This window comes from Pseudomonas sp. LB3P58 (assembly GCF_054897895.1).
This window is the reverse complement of record NZ_JBUBVE010000001.1, coordinates 2,036,508-2,051,874: the sequence shown is the minus strand read 5'-3', so window position 1 is coordinate 2,051,874 and position 15,367 is coordinate 2,036,508. Positions and strand designations below refer to the sequence as shown.

General features: G+C 63.0%; 8 protein-coding genes. 5 read left to right on the top strand and 3 right to left on the bottom strand.

Going from position 1 to position 15,367, the window contains the following annotated elements:
• The first annotated feature begins 219 nt into the window (after positions 1 to 219).
• From ACYZTZ_RS09625 to ACYZTZ_RS09605, 5 genes are all read left to right on the top strand, one after another.
• Complete coding sequence (locus ACYZTZ_RS09625; protein WP_461997983.1) at positions 220 to 3,117, top strand: AAA family ATPase; 2,898 nt, start codon at positions 220 to 222, stop codon at positions 3,115 to 3,117.
• A gap of 121 nt (positions 3,118 to 3,238) precedes the next feature.
• Positions 3,239 to 3,454 carry a hypothetical protein gene (locus ACYZTZ_RS09620; protein WP_461997982.1) on the top strand — a complete coding sequence of 72 codons (216 nt, stop codon included), beginning with the start codon at positions 3,239 to 3,241 and terminating at the stop codon, positions 3,452 to 3,454.
• 117 nt (positions 3,455 to 3,571) lie between these two features.
• Positions 3,572 to 5,077 (top strand): efflux transporter outer membrane subunit, encoded by a 1,506-nt coding sequence (locus ACYZTZ_RS09615; RefSeq protein WP_462000657.1) that lies wholly within the window; start codon positions 3,572 to 3,574, stop codon positions 5,075 to 5,077.
• Between the two features lie 29 nt (positions 5,078 to 5,106).
• The gene (locus ACYZTZ_RS09610) at positions 5,107 to 6,219 is read left to right on the top strand and encodes an efflux RND transporter periplasmic adaptor subunit (protein ID WP_461997981.1); all 1,113 of its coding nucleotides are present in this window, start codon (positions 5,107 to 5,109) and stop codon (positions 6,217 to 6,219) included.
• Positions 6,216 to 9,311, top strand: a complete 3,096-nt coding sequence (locus tag ACYZTZ_RS09605) for an efflux RND transporter permease subunit (protein ID WP_461997980.1) — start codon at positions 6,216 to 6,218, stop codon at positions 9,309 to 9,311. Before ACYZTZ_RS09610 ends, ACYZTZ_RS09605 begins: the two co-directional genes overlap by 4 nt.
• 59 nt (positions 9,312 to 9,370) lie before the next feature.
• Here the strand turns inward: ACYZTZ_RS09605 and ACYZTZ_RS09600 are convergent, their stop codons facing one another.
• Genes ACYZTZ_RS09600 through ACYZTZ_RS09590 form a run of 3 tightly spaced genes read right to left on the bottom strand, consistent with a single transcriptional unit; the run spans position 9,371 to position 15,354 of the window.
• On the bottom strand, positions 9,371 to 11,014 hold the full coding sequence (locus tag ACYZTZ_RS09600; RefSeq protein ID WP_461997979.1) for a fatty acid--CoA ligase: 1,644 nt from the start codon (positions 11,012 to 11,014) through the stop codon (positions 9,371 to 9,373).
• A 31-nt stretch (positions 11,015 to 11,045) separates the two neighbouring features.
• Entirely contained in the window at positions 11,046 to 12,824 is a 1,779-nt protein-coding gene (locus ACYZTZ_RS09595; protein ID WP_461997978.1) for an acyl-CoA dehydrogenase C-terminal domain-containing protein, read from the bottom strand.
• 7 nt (positions 12,825 to 12,831) lie between these two features.
• Positions 12,832 to 15,354, bottom strand: coding sequence for an efflux RND transporter permease subunit (locus ACYZTZ_RS09590; RefSeq protein WP_461997977.1), 2,523 nt, complete (start codon positions 15,352 to 15,354; stop codon positions 12,832 to 12,834).
• Between the last annotated feature and the right edge of the window lie 13 nt (positions 15,355 to 15,367).

The window sequence follows — 15,367 nt, the reverse complement described above, 5'->3', positions numbered from 1 at the left end:
CGTCAGGCAAGGTGAAGGTATGTAAAATTGAGACATATTTCAATATTGAAATTTTCGTCACTACTTTTTTTGGATCATTACAGCACCGTGATGAGGTCATGTGAGCTATGCCGAGGGCCAGTTTCCGACCGGTGAGGCTTGGCTTCTGAGCAGATCAGCGTTGTTATTGGAGTAATGGTCCATTGCTAGAAACTATGTTTTTGTCTTCAGGAATCCAACGTGGCGCGTCCGCAGCCCCATCCGAACCCAGTCCAGCTCTGCTTCGTCGAGTTCGAGCTCGACGAGGCCAACGCCTGCTTGTTGCGTAACGGAGAAACCGTGGCGCTGGCGCCAACGCCCTTCACTCTGCTGTGCGTACTTGCACGCCAGCCGGGATCGCTGGTGACCAAAGATGCCTTGCTTGATGCCGTGTGGGGGCATCGGTTCGTCAGCGATTCAGTGCTGAAGACGGCCATCAGCGATCTGCGCAAGGTGCTGGGCGATGACCCCAGGCAGCCTCGCTTCATCGAAACTGTGTCGCGGCGCGGCTATCGCTTTATCGCTGCGCCCTCTCCTGCTCCTTCGATGCCACCGGCACCCGCGACGGTGCCAGCGGCCAATGCGCATCCGTCACCGCCATTCATCGGTCGCACCGACGAGATATCAAGACTGCAACGGGCATGGGAGCGGGCGGATGGCGGCCAACGTGCAGTGGTCTGGCTTGCCGGAGAACCGGGGATTGGCAAGACCACGTTGATCGAGCATTTCCTCGCCAGCCTTGGCGGCGTCGCCTGCGCACGCGGTCATTGCGTGGAGCACCATGGCACTGGCGAGCCGTACCTGCCGGTGCTGGAGGCATTGGCCGATCTGTGCCGCAGTGACCCCGCCCTGCCGGCGCTGCTGCGCGCCGTGGCGCCGACTTGGCTGCTGCAATTGCCGTGGCTGAGCACCGCGCAAGAGCGAGACGCGTTGCGGCGCGAGCTTGCCGGCATCGGTCCGGATCGCATGCTGAGGGAAATGGGCGAGTTGCTGGACCGCTACACCGAGCAGCGCCCGCTGATGCTGGTGACCGAAGACCTGCACTGGAGCGATCGGGCGACGGTCCAGCTCATCAACTATGTGGCACGGCGACGTGGCCGCACTCGGCTGATGTGGCTGTCGAGCTTCCGCCTCGCCGAGGTGGTTGCGCTCGATCACCCCCTCAGCTCATTGCGCCACGAACTGCGCCTGCAACGTCTGTGCGAGGAAGTGGTGCTCGATCCGTTCTCGGAAACCGAGGTCGCAGACTATGTCGCGCTGAGTTCGGCTTCGCTGGCCCGCGATGAAGCCTTCGTGCGTGCCCTGCACGAGCGCACCGACGGCGTGCCGCTGTTCGTGTCGTCAGTCATCAGTGAGGTGATGGACGCCACGGACGACGACGCCACCATCGAGGCCCGGCTGGCGGGAATGGCGGTTCCCGAGAACCTCGCGGCCATCATTGATCACTACATCAGCAAGCTCGGGCCGGAGCAGCGCACACTGCTCTCGGCGGCAGCGGTATGCGGAGTCGAATTCCGGGTCGAGACAGTTTCGCTGGCCCTCGAGCGCGACCTCGCTTCTGTGGCCGACACCTGCGAGGAACTGGTGCGCGAGCAGGTATGGCTCACACGGTCGCGGGCCACCGAACTTGAAGAGGCGATGGAGCTACCCCACTCGTTCCGGCATGCCCTCTTCCGCCAGGTACTGTACGACCGCACGCCGCGCTCATTGCGCACCCACCTTCATCGCCAGGTTGGCACTGCGCTCGAACGCGAGCGCACGGCCGGTGTGCCGGTTGCGGCCTCGGAGCTGGCGACGCATTTCGACCGGGCCCGGCAGCCGATGACCGCGCTGCGCTATTACGCCGAGGCCGCGGAAGCCGCGCTGCTGCACTTCAGCCCGGCCTTGTGCATCGGCCTCACTGAGCGCGCGATGGTCCTGCTGCGCCAAGCGCCAGAAGGGATAGAGCGCGATACCCTCGAAATCACCTTGGCCACGCTGCAGGGCGTGTCGGCTTTCCACACACTCGGTGTCGGCAGCGAAGCCAGGAACGCGTTCGAACGCGCCTACACGTTGCTAGCGGATGTACCCGAGCATCCGATGCGCGGTCGCCTGCTGCATGGATTCGGCTATCTGCTCGGTCTGCGCGGCGACTATACGCAGGCGCTGGCGGTAGCGGAACGCGCCGAAGCCCTCTCGTCCGAGGCAACCGATCCAGCGCTCATGCTGGTGGCGTGCATCGTGCAGGGCGAGGTGCATCATCTCCAGGGACGTACGCAGGCGACCCGCCGCTGGCTGGAGCGCGCACTCGCAATCGCCGAGCCGCTAGACATCGGGGCGAACGAGATCTTTGCGGTCGATCCTCAGGTCATGCTGCACGGCATGTTGGCCATAGAACTTGTGCGTTCTGGCCTGGTTGAGCAAGGCCGAGCTCACATGCAGCAGGCGCGGACCCGCGCACAAACGCTTCGCCAGCCTATGACCTGGCTGGTCGCCACCTGGCAGGAGGTGTTGATCGAGGTGCGGATGGGGAACCCTGTACGTGTGGCAGCGCTGGCCGACGACATGCAGACGCTGGTCGACGAGTATTCGCTCGCACTGGGACGCACAGCTTGCCGCTGGTGGCGCGGCTGGGCCGACGCGCGCAACGGCGCACCGCGCGACGGCTACCGCAACATCCGCGAGGCCTATGAAGAACACACCGGACTCGGTATGCGCTCCGGTGCCAGTGAGGTGCTCGGCTACGCCGCCGAAGCGTTGCTGCTGGCGGGTGATTGCGACGCTGCGCAAGTCGAGCTACAGGAAGCCCTACGGGTGGGGGAAGAACTGGGCGAGCGCGTGTACCTGCCGCAACTGTTGCTGCTGGAGGCATCGATTGCGCGGATGCAGGGCCGGCTCGATGCCGGCTGCATCGCGGTGCGGCGTGCGGTTGAGGAGGCTCGCGCCCAGGAAGCACCGTGGCTGGAGCTGCAGGCGTTAGTCGAACTGTGTGGGCACCACGACGCTACGGCCGAGGACCGCCAGGCCTTGGCGGCGCTGCTTGACCAGTTGCCCGAAACGGATGGAACCGAGCTGGTGAGACGAGCGCGCTCGCTGCTTCAGGCGGCAAAGTCTGACTGACAAGTTAAGGGCACAGACCTGTGGGAGCGGCGCTGTCCCGACCGAAGTCTGACCTTTCGCTTACGACTCGACCCAGGGGACGGCCTACGCTGTCGTCGAACTTTCTTGCCCCTGGTCTGTGATGAGTCTGAACCCTGAATCCAAGTACCCGAGCCGCCGCTCGTACGTCGTGAAGCTGCGTAGCGATGCCACGCCCGGCGCCCTCGTGGGCCGCCTCGAAAACCTGGTCACCGGGCGTCAACGCGAGTTTTCGTCCGCCGATGAGTTACTGGAGTCGATTGACTCGGACCTCACGTCGGCGGCCAGCGAACACGTGGCAGATACCGACGGCGAGTGACGCCTCCAACATGAATGAGCGCTCGATATGGCGACCGAACGGCGACGTTTCGCTGACGACTTCGCGCACACCGGGCCCTACGCTGATGCCATCTCGAATCCACACGAGTCCAATGCGATGCCGCGACTTCCAGTTTCCTTCCCACTGCCCCTCCACACCGGTCGGCCGACCTTGCAACGGGCCGGGCTCGCCGTTGTTGCGGCCGCCCTTGCCACTTCGATCGCCCTCGCCCTGGCCGGTTGCTCCACGCCGGTCGTCAAGCCGTCGGTCGACCTGCCGAGCAACTTCGCCGCGAGCACAGCCTCCGAGATGGAACCCGAGGCGGCATGGTGGGAGGTCTACCACGACCCGATGCTGACAGATCTGGTGCACCGGGCAGCGCACGAGAACCGCGACGTCAAGATTGCCGCCGAGCGCCTGCGCGCCGCACGTGCCGGCGAAACGGTCAGCCGTTCCTGGCTGCTCCCGAGCGTCGGCGCATCCGCCTCCGGCAGTGATCGCAGCAGCGGCTACAACTCGGCCACGAAACAGGGTTATCCGGATACCAAGACCACCAGTGTAGGCCTGGACGTCTCGTGGGAGCTCGACCTGAGCGGCCGCCTGCGCGCCGGCGCAGCGGCGGCCGACGCCGATGCACTGGCCGCGGAGGACAGCATGCGCGGCGTACGCCTGCTAGTCATGAGCGACGTTGTCAGAAACTACTTCACACTGGTCGGCGCGCAGCGCCAGGCCGCGACGCTGCGTGCCATCTCGGCGATGCAGGACGAGACGCTGCGTCTGGTCACCGCGCGCCAGCAAGTGGGGCTGGCATCCGCCTTCGACGTCGAGCGCGCGCAGACCGACGCCTTGTCGGCACGGGCGCAGATTCCGCCGCTGGAAACGCTGGCGGCTGTATCGCGCCATCGTATCGCGGTGTTGATCGCCGATCAGTCGTTCAATACCGCGAACATCCAGCCCGCGAATGGCGATGCGCAGGTGCCCGAGGCCAAGCCGGGCCAACCCGCCGAGCTGCTGCAACGCCGACCTGACGTACTGGCGCTGATGGCGCAGCTCGACGCAGCCAATGCGCGCCGCCAGCAGGCCGCGGCCGAGTGGTTCCCGCGGCTCTTCCTCGGCGCGTCCTTCGGCCAACAGGGCCTGAGCCTGAACGGCGTCGATCTCGGCGCTGCGCGCTTCACCAACGTGGCGGGACTGCTGGCGATGCCGATCTTCAACGCCGGGCGCACGCAAGCGATCAACGACGCTGCCGAAAGTGCTCAACAAGAGGCGGTGCTGCGCGCCGAAGACGGCATCGTACGGGCACTCGAGGATGTGGAGAACGCTCTCGTCACGCTGGCGCAGGAACGCCGCCGCGCCGGGTCGCTGCAATTGGCCGCCGCGTCCGCGGAGTCTGCGCAGAATCGCGCCCAGTCGCTCTATAACCGCGGGCAGATCGACCTGTTGCCGCTGCTGGATTCGCAGCGGGCGCGCCTGGCGGCACGCCTGAACTCCAACGAAAGCAATACCCAGCTGCTGCTCGATAGCGTGCAGCTCTATAAGGCACTGGGCGGGGGTTGGCAGGTGTTCGAACAACCCGCCACTCCCACCGCCGCCACCAAAGCCGACCGGCCACCACTTTCTTAAGAAACTGCCTTTTTCAAAGAGGAACCGCCTTGAAAACCTCCCTTACTGCGGCCGGCGCTTTGGCCGTGGCCGTCATGCTGTCCGCGTGCAGCCCGGACCAGCCGACCGTTCAGGCACCACGACCGGTACGCACCGTTGAAATCAGCTACGACAATGCCCGCGACATCAGTCGCTACGTGGGCACCGTACAGTCGCGACATGAAGTCGACCAGGCCTTCCGCGTGGGCGGCAAAGTCGCCCAGCGCAAGGTCGATGTTGGCCAGTTTGTGCGCGAAGGCGACGTGTTGGCTGTGCTGGATGACAGCGACTACCGCCTCGCTGAGGAAGCCTCACGACAACAATGGGCGGTCGCCGTCGAGCAGACGCGCCAGGCCGACTCGGACCGCCAACGCCTGACTGCACTGAAGGTTGACGGCTCGGTCAGTGTGGCCGACGACGAGCGCGCACATACAAATGCCCAGACCGCGCATGCGACCGCCGAGGCGGAGGCGCAAAAGCTCGAGCTCGCGCGCAACCGGCTCAAGTACACCGTGCTGCGCGCTTCGCGTAGCGGCGTCGTCACGGCTGTGCGCTTTGAGGCCGGGCAGGTCGTTCCGGAGGGCCAACCGGTTGTATCGATCGCGAATCCGGATGAATCCGAGATCGTCATCGATGTGCCCGAGGATCAGCTGTCCGACTTCAAGGAGGCGCATTTCAAGGCCTCGCTGGCCAGTACACCGAACGAGATCTTCGATGTCACGCTGCGCGAGCTGTCGCCGCAGGCAGCGGTGCAAACGCGCACCTATCGCGCGCGGCTCAAACCGATGCAGGCGCTGCCGCTGGGCGCCACTGCCACGGTAACGGCCGAGCGCGTGATGACCAGTGTCTCGGTGGCAGCGGTGCCAGCCACGGCACTGACGCAAAGCGGCGGCCAGCCTGCGCTGTGGGTGGTCACGCCCGAGGGCAAGGATCCGGTAGGCGTCGTCGAACTGGTGCAAGTGGCGGTGTTGGGCTACCGCAACGACGAGGTGCTCGTCTCCGGGCCGCAGGCCCGCGCATTGGTCGTCACCGCCGGAGTGCAGAAGATGGCATCCGGACTGAAGGTCGCGCTTCCCGGCGCAGCGATTGTTGACGCGAACACCACGCAGCAGGCCACCCGATGAACAACCTGAACCTCACCGACTGGGCGCTGCGCCATCGCGCCATCGTCCTGTTCATGCTCCTCATTGTCGCAGTGGCCGGCGCCTTCAGCTTCACCCGGCTCGGTCAGCTCGAGGATCCGAACTTTTCCGTGCCCTCCATGACCGCCATGGTCATCTGGCCGGGCGCCACCGCCCAGCAGATGCAGGACCAGGTCCTCAACCGCATGGAGAAGAAATTCGAGCAGATCGACAACTTCGAGAAGGTGGTCACCTACGCGCGGCAAGGCTACGCCGGCATGACACTCACCGTGCGCGGCGGCACCTCCAAGGCTGACCAGCGCGAGGCCTGGTACCAGGCGCGCAAGAAACTCAACGACCTGAGCCTCGAGATGCCTGACGGCGTGATCGGCCCGATCCTGAACGACGAATACGGCGACGTGTACGGCCTGATGTACGCCATCAAGGGCGACGGCGTCGGTCACGCCGACCTGTCGGACGCGGCCGAGGACATCAAGCGCCAGATGCTTAAGGTGCCGATGGTCAAGAAGATCGATCTCATCGGCAAGCAGGCCAAGCGTGTCTACGTCGAGTTCTCGCACGAACGCCTGGCAGCGCTGGGCATTACCCCGCTGACCATCGCCGAAAGCCTCAAGAGCCAGAACGCCATGGTGCCCGCAGGTCAGATCGACACCCACGGCGACCGTGTCATGGTGCGCGTGAGCGGCCAGTTCGCCAGCGAAGAGGCTATCCGCAACGTGCCCATCGCTGCAGGCGGCCGGCTGATCAAGCTCGGCGACATCGCGACCGTTACACGTGGCTTCGAGGATCCGCCGACCTACACGGTGCGCCACAACGGCCAGCCAGTGCTGATGCTCGGCATCACGATGACCAGCGACGGCAACATCGTGGACCTTGGCAAGGCGATGGACACGGCAGTCGCCAAGATCCAGTCGGAACTTCCGCACGGCGTGGAGCTGGAGCTGGTGGCAGACCAGCCGACCACGGTGAAGGATGCAATCCTGGACTTCGGGCACGCGTTGGCCGAGGCGCTGATCATCGTGATCGCGGTGAGCCTCGCCAGCCTGGGCTGGCGCGCCGGCCTCGTGGTCGCGACCACGGTGCCGCTGGTGCTGGGCGGCGTGGCGCTGGTGATGCTGGCGATGGGCTGGAACCTCGAGCGTATCTCGCTCGGCTCGCTGATTATCGCGCTGGGATTGCTGGTGGATGACGCCATCATCGCCATCGAGATGATGGTGGCGAAGATGGAAACCGGCATGGACCGCGTAAAGGCGGCCGCCTTCTCCTATCAGTCCACCGCCATGCCGCGCCTGACCGGCGCTCTGATCACCGTCGTGGGCTTCCTGCCGATCGGCCTCTCGAAGTCCACCACCGGCGAGTACGCGGGCGGCATTTTCTGGATCGTCGGCGCCGCGGTGCTGTTCTCGTGGATCTGTTCAGGCATCTTCACGCCGTACCTGGCGGTCAAGATGCTGCCCAACGACTTGGGCAAGCACCAGCATGGTGATCTGTACGACACGAAGTTCTACCGCAACCTGCGCCGCCTGATCGACGCCGCCATCGAGCGCCGCTGGGTGGTCATCGGTGCGACGTTTGGCGCTCTGGTGCTTGCCCTGGTCTGTATCAAGCTGGTGCCGCAGCAATTCTTCCCCAACAGTTCGCGTCCTGAACTGGTCATTGACCTGCGCGTAAAGGAAGGCGCCTCGTTCGCCGCGACGACCGAGCAGGTCAAGCACATGGAGGAGATCCTGGCGAAAGACGAGGACGTGCGTTTCTATACCGCCTACACCGGCGCTGGCGCACCGCGCTTCTATCTCTCGCTCAACCCCGAGCTGCCCAATCCGGGTTTTGCCCAGTTCGTTGTGATGACCAAAGATCTGGATGCACGCGAGCGAGTACGTGCGCGGCTGGTGGCCTCGGCCGACCAACAATTCCCGCAGGCGTGGGTGCGCGTAACCCGACTCGAGTTGGGGCCGCCTGTCGGCTACCCCGTGCAGTTCCGCGTCGTCGGCCCCGATACCCAGGTAGTGCGCCAGATCGCCCGCGACGTGGAGAAAGTGGTTGGGGCCAACCCGAAGGTGCGCGACCTCCAGCTCGACTGGAACGACCCGGTGCGCACGCTGAAGGTCGAGCTTGATCAGGACAAGGCGAGCGCGCTGGGCCTCACGCCGGCCGACGTGTCGCTGGCGACCCAGACCGTGATGAACGGCGCAACCCTGTCGCAGTTGCGTGAGCGCGAGGACCTGATCGACATCGTGGCCCGTGCCGTACCTGAAGAGCGCTTGAGTCTCGACACACTGAAAGACATCAACCTCTACACGCGCCAAGGCACGGTGGTGCCACTGTCGCAAGTCGCACAGGTGCGCTCTGAGCTGGAAGAGCCGGTGTTGTGGCGCCGCAATCGCGACATGGCGATCACGGTGCGTGCCGACGTGAAGGATGGCGAGCAAGGTGTATCGGTGACGCAGGAGATCCAGCCGTTGCTCAAGGATATCGAAGCGAAGCTGCCGTCTGGCTACCGCATCGACGTGGGCGGCGCGGTGGAGGAAAGTGACAAAGCCAACAAGGCACTGCTGGCGGTGGCCCCGCTGATGATGATCAGCATCCTGCTGTTGCTCATGCTGCAACTGCAGAGCTTCTCTCGCATGTGGATGGTGGTGCTGACCGCACCGCTGGGCCTGATCGGTGTGGTGCCGGCGCTGCTGGTGTTCCAGTCGCCGCTGGGCTTCGTCGCGATCCTGGGTATCATCGCACTGGGTGGCATGATCATGCGCAACTCGGTGATCCTGATCGATCAGGTACAAACCGAGATCGCCGAAGGGCGTGACCCGTGGAATGCTGTGCTGGATGCCGCCATTCACCGAGCCCGTCCGGTGATGCTGACGGCGCTGGCTACCGTGCTCGCAATGATCCCGCTAACGCGCAGTGTGTTCTGGGGACCGATGGCAATTGCGATCATGGGCGGCCTCACCGTGGCGACGCTGCTGACGATTTTCTTCGTCCCGGCGTTGTACGCTGCATGGTTCAAGGTGGGTCGCCAGACGGTCGCTGACACCCAACCGGTGAGAGGTGACGCCGCGCTCGCTTCTGACTGATCTGAAACAGAACACCTCGCGACGTGCGGGTAGGGTTGACGTAGCCCCCCGCACCTTTTTCAGCCCAATTCAATTTCCCGAATGAGCTTCTTGTTAATCTTCCCGACGCTGGTTTTAGGAATCTCGGCGACGAATTTGAACTGCTTGGGAATCGCCCATTTATTGATCCGGCCACGCTCGACAAATCCTTGAAGGTGCGTCTCCAGGATCTTGCGGTCGAGATACTGCCCAGGCTCGCACACCACCAGCGCCATCGGCCGTTCGCCCCATTGCTCGTCCGCAATGCCCACCACCGCGACCGACATCACGGCCGAGTGCTCGCTGATCAGGCTTTCCAGTTCCAGGGAGCTGATCCACTCCCCGCCTGTCTTGATCACATCCTTGATGCGATCCTTGATTTCCACTCCACCCAACGCGTCGATAGAGGCCATGTCGCCGGTGTGCAACCAGCCGTTGTGCCACAACTCGGCGCCCTTTTCGGGTTCCTTCAAATAACCTTGGGTCAGCCAAGGCGCGCGCACCACGATCTCGCCCAGGGACTCACCGTCATGAGGAACGTCATTGCCGCTGGCATCGATGATTTTCAGGTCGACCATCGGCACCGGCGTACCCGTCTTGATGCGGGTGGCCAGTTGAGTTTGCGTGGATTGATCGAGGTCTTCGTCTCGCAGGTAAGTCAGGCACAGCAACGGACAGGTTTCCGACATGCCGTAACCGCTGTGCACCTGAATGCCTTTGGCGCTCGCTTCGCTGGCAATACCTAATGTCAGCGCGCTACCGCCCAGGAGCATTTTCCAGCCATCGAAACGAGTCCGTTGTGCTTCCTCGCAGTTCAGGATCATTTGCAGAATGGTCGGCACACAATGGGAGAACGTGACTTTCTCCTCTCGATACAGCCTGACCAGGCTGTTGGGCTCGTAGCGGCCGGGGTACACCTGCTTGATTCCCATCAGGGTGGCGACATAGGGCACACCCCAGGCATGCACGTGAAACATCGGCGTGATCGGCATGTAGACGTCATCGGAGCGCAGCAGCGGCAACCCCTGATAGACGCCCAACGTGCCGACGGCATTCAAGGTGTGCAAGACCAATTGGCGGTGGGTGAAATACACGCCTTTGGGGGCGCCAGTGGTGCCCGTGGTGTAGAAAAGGGTCGCGACGGAGTTTTCATCGAAGTCGGGAAAGTCGTACTGGTCGGCCGACCCGGCCAACAGGTTTTCATATTCCCCCAGCACCGGTAGCGACGTGTGAGTGGCTGTGTCGTCCGTAAGCTGCAGGTAACCTTTGACGGTTTTGAGCTGCCCCTGAATCTGTTCAACCAGAGGCAGAAAATCATCATGCACCAGCACCAGGTCGTCTTCGGCATGGTTCATGGTGAAGAGCACCTGATCCGGCGAAAGACGGATGTTCACGGTGTGCAAAACCGCGCCGATCATCGGCACGGCAAAGAAACATTCCAGGTAGCGATGGCTGTCCCAGTCGAGCAGGGCCACCGTATCCCCGGCCTTGACGCCGGCAGCGGTCAAGGCGTTGGCCAGCCGGCGGATCCGCTGGTTGAGGGTCTGGTAGCTGTAGCGCAGTTTGTCGGCATACACGATTTCCCGGCCCGGCTCGTAGCGCACGCCTGAGAGCAGCAATTGCTTGATCAACAAGGGATAGGCATAGGCGCCGTCGGCGGGCGGAATTATTTTTGTCGCCATCATGGTTGTGGTTCCCGGTCCTTTTTACGTGGGCTCAGAACTGCTCTGCATCCAATTGATAGAGGCATTCGCTGCCAGCCTTGGCCGACGCGCTCAACGAGTGGATACGCGGCAGCAGACGGGCGAAGTAGAAGCGCGCGGTGGCCAGTTTGCTGGCATAGAAAGCGTCCTTGGAATGCGTGCTCATGGCGGTTTTGGCCATTCGCGCCCACATGTAGGCGTACGCGGTGTAGCCGAACACGTGCAGGTACTCGACCGAAGCCGCGCCGATTTCATTCGGGTTGTTCTGGGCTCGGTCCAGCAGCCATGCGGTCAGTTCGTCGAGGGTGTCGACGGCGGCGCTCAACGGTTTGGTGAACTCGCCGAGGTCAGCGCAGGCATTGGCGGTAAAGGTGCGGATTTCCGAAGCGAACAGCCGGTACAGCGCCCCGCCGCTGCCGACGATTTTGCGCCCGGCCAGGTCCAGTGACTGGATACCGTTGGTGCCTTCGTAGATCTGGGTGATGCGCACATCGCGAACCAATTGCTCCTGGCCCCATTCACGGATGTAACCATGGCCGCCGAAGATCTGCTGGCCATGCACCGTGGTTTCCAGCCCCATGTCGGTGAGGAAGGCCTTGGCCACCGGGGTCAGCAGCGACACCAGTTCCTGGGCGCGGGTGCGGGTTGCCGCGTCATCGCTGTATTTGGCGGTATCCAGTTGCAGGGCCACGTAGCTGGAAAACGCCCGCCCGCCTTCGTTCAAGGCCTTCATGGTCAACAGCATCCGCCGTACATCCGGGTGAACGATGATCGGATCGGCGGCTTTGTCCTTGTTCTGCGCGCCCGTCGGCGAACGGCTTTGCAGACGGTCACGGGCGTATTCGACGGCGTTCTGGTACGAACGCTCACCCAGCGCCAAGCCCTGGATACCCACGCCCAGACGTTCGTAGTTCATCATGGTGAACATCGCCGCCAGGCCCTTGTTCGGCGCATCGATGATCCAGCCCGTCGCCCCGTCAAAGTTCATCACGCAAGTGGCGGAGGCCTTGATGCCCATCTTGTGCTCGATGGAACCGCAGGACAGCGAGTTGCGCTCGCCCAGCGAGCCATCGGTATTGACCAGCACCTTGGGCACCAGAAACAGCGAAATACCTTTGGGACCGGCAGGCGCATCCGGTAACCGGGCCAGTACCAGATGAATGATGTTTTCGGTCAGGTCGTGCTCACCGCCGGTAATGAAAATCTTGCTGCCGCTGATCTTGAAACTGCCGTCGGCCTGAGGTTCGGCTCGGGTGCGAATCAGGCCCAGGTCTGTGCCGGCATGCGCCTCGGTCAGGCACATCGAACCGGTCCAGGTGCCGGCGTACATGTTCGGCAGATAGCGTTCCTTGAGTTCCTGACTGGCGTGGGCATTGATCGACAGGCACGCACCGGCGGTCAGCATCGGGTACAGGCCGAACGACAGACTGGCCGAGTTGACCATCTCCTCGACCTGAGCCGAAATGGCCTTGGGCATGCCCATGCCACCGAACTGCGGATCACCGCCAACACCCACCCAACCGCCTTCGGCGAATGCCTGATAAGCCGCGACAAAACCGTCCGGTGCCTGGACCGCGCCGTTGTTCCAGGTGCAGCCCTGTTCGTCGCTGCTGCGGTTCAGCGGTGCGATAACTTCGCCACTGATTTTGCCAGCCTCTTCAAGGATCGCGGCGGCCGTTTCTTCATCGATCACCTCGGCCAGGCCAGGCAATTGGGCCCATAGCCGGGACACCTGGAAGACTTCGTTGAGTACGAAGCGCATATCGCGCAAAGGAGCTTTGTAATCAGACATCGTTGGCTTACTCGGAAGTGGTCAGGGCATGCGGCATGCCCTGGCGTTGGGATGTGCCGGTTGCACCGGCTTGTGCCACTTGGGCTTGCGGAACGGGGTGACGCAGCAGGAAGTAAGACAGGGCAGGAATCAGGATCAGCGCACCGAGCATGTTCCACAGGAACATGAAGGTCAGCAGGATGCCCATGTCGGCCTGGAACTTGATCGGCGACCAGACCCAGCACACCACGCCAGCCGCCAGGGTGATGCCCACCAGGCCCACCACCCGGCCGGTAAACGACACGGCGTTGCGGTAAGCCTGAGACAGCGGCAGGCCCTGGCGCTGGTAATGCAACTGCACGCTGAGCAGGTACAACGCGTAATCCACGCCGATTCCCACGCCCAATGCGATCACCGGCAGGGTCGCGACTTTCACGCCAATGCCCATGACCACCATCAACGCTTCGCAGAGGATCGACGTCAGCACCAGTGGCAGCAGGGCGACCAGGGTCGCGCGCCAACTGCGGAAGGTGATCAGGCAGAACAGCGTCACCGCCGCATAGACGTACAACAGCATGGTGCGATTGGCCTCGCGCACCACAATGTTGGTCGCCGCCTCAATCCCGGCCGATCCGGCCGCCAGCAGGAACTGGCGATCTTCGCTGTTGTTCTCCCGGGCGAACTTTTCGGCGATGCCCACCACCGCATCCAGCGTCTCGGCCTTGTGATCCTTGAGGAAGGTGATCACCGGCATCAGCGAACAATCGGTGTTGAACAACTCCGGGGAGTTGACCGAGGCTTGTTGCGCGGCGTAGTTCAGCACGTCCTGATTGCGCTGGATGCTGTTGAGCTTGGGGTTGCCTTCATAAGTGCCGGCGGTGATTTGGCGCACCGCGTTGACCAACGAAGCCGTGGCCTGTACGCCCGGATACTGCTGCAGCTCCCAGGCCAGTCGGTCGGCGAGAATCAACGTCTTGTAGTTCAGACAGCCTTCCGGTGCGGTCTTGATCATCACCGCGAACAGGTCGCTGGACAGCGCGTAGTGGCTGGTGATGTAGGCGTTGTCACGGTTGTAGCGCGAGTCGGCACGCAACTCCGGTGCGCCACTTTCCAGATCGCCGATCTTCAGTTGCAGGCTGACCATGAAGCCGCCGATGCCCATCAGCACCGCGACCAATACCGCGCCCGTGGCCCATTTGGCCGTGGTGAAGCGGTCGAGCAAGTCCCACAGTTTGCCGAAGCCTTTGTGCCCTTCTGCGCGCGTGTCGATTTTCAGCGCACGCTCGGCAGCCCAGGCACCGACGCCGACGCCGACATAAGACAGCGCCACCGGCATCAGCAATAGCGAGGTAAAAATCAGCACCGCCACACCGATACTGGCGGTGATCGCCAGGTCTCGTATCACCGGAATATCGATCAGCATCAGCACCGCGAATCCGACAGCGTCGGCCAGCAGCGCCGTGACGCCGGCAATGAACAGACGGCGGAAGGTGTAGCGTGCGGCGATCAGCTTGTGGGTGCCACGGGCGATGTCTTGCATGATCCCGTTCATCTTCTGCGCCGCATGGGACACACCGATGGCGAAAATCAGAAAAGGCACCAGCACCGAGTACGGGTCGATGGCATAGCCGAGCCAGGCGACGATGCCGAGTTGCCAGACCACCGCGATCAGCGAGCAGCCGACCACCAGCAAGGTGCTGCGAACGCATCGGGTGTAGGCGTAAATGATGATCAGCGAAGTGACCACCGCCAGGCCGAAGAACATCATCACCTGAATCAGCCCGTCGATCAGGTCGCCCATCAGTTTGGCGAAACCGATCACCCGGACTTTGTACTGGCCCTTGCCCTCCTCCCCGGCTTTGCGTGCAGCACTGTCACCGGTGAATTCGATCTTGTCGCGCAACTGCTCCTCGAGCATCTGCGAAAAGGCGTGGTAGTCGATGCGTTGACCGCTGGCCGTGGCCTTGTCCAGCAGCGGCACGATCAGCATGCTCGATTTGTAGTCGCTGGCCACCAGACTGCCGACGATACCGGCGCGGGAAATGTTCTGGCGCAGCTGTTCGATTTGCTCAGGCTTGCCCTCATAGGTATCGGGCATCACCGGGCCACCCTGGAAACCTTCCTCGGTGACTTCGGTCCAGCGCACCGCCGGGCTCCACAACGACTTCATCCAGGCGCGGTCGACGCCTTCGGTGAGGAACAATTTGTCATTGACCTGCTTGAGCACATCCAGGTAACCGGGGTCGAAAATATCGCCCTGAGTGTTCTCCACCACCACCCGCACCGAGTTGCCCAAACCGCGCAACGACTGGCGGTTTTCCAGGAAGTTCTGGATGTACGGCTGGCTCTGCGGAATCATTTTCTCGAAGCTGGGGCGCAGCTCCAGGCGCGTCGCGGCCATGTAGCCCAACACCACGGTGGCCAGCGCCATCAGCAGCATGAACAGCGGACGGTAGTTGAACACCAGCCGCTCCAGCCGATTGCCGGATTGGCGGTCGAAGTCCCGCAGATCGCGGATCACCGGCATGGTTTCTTGTTTGGTATGGCCCATGTCTGGGTTCTCG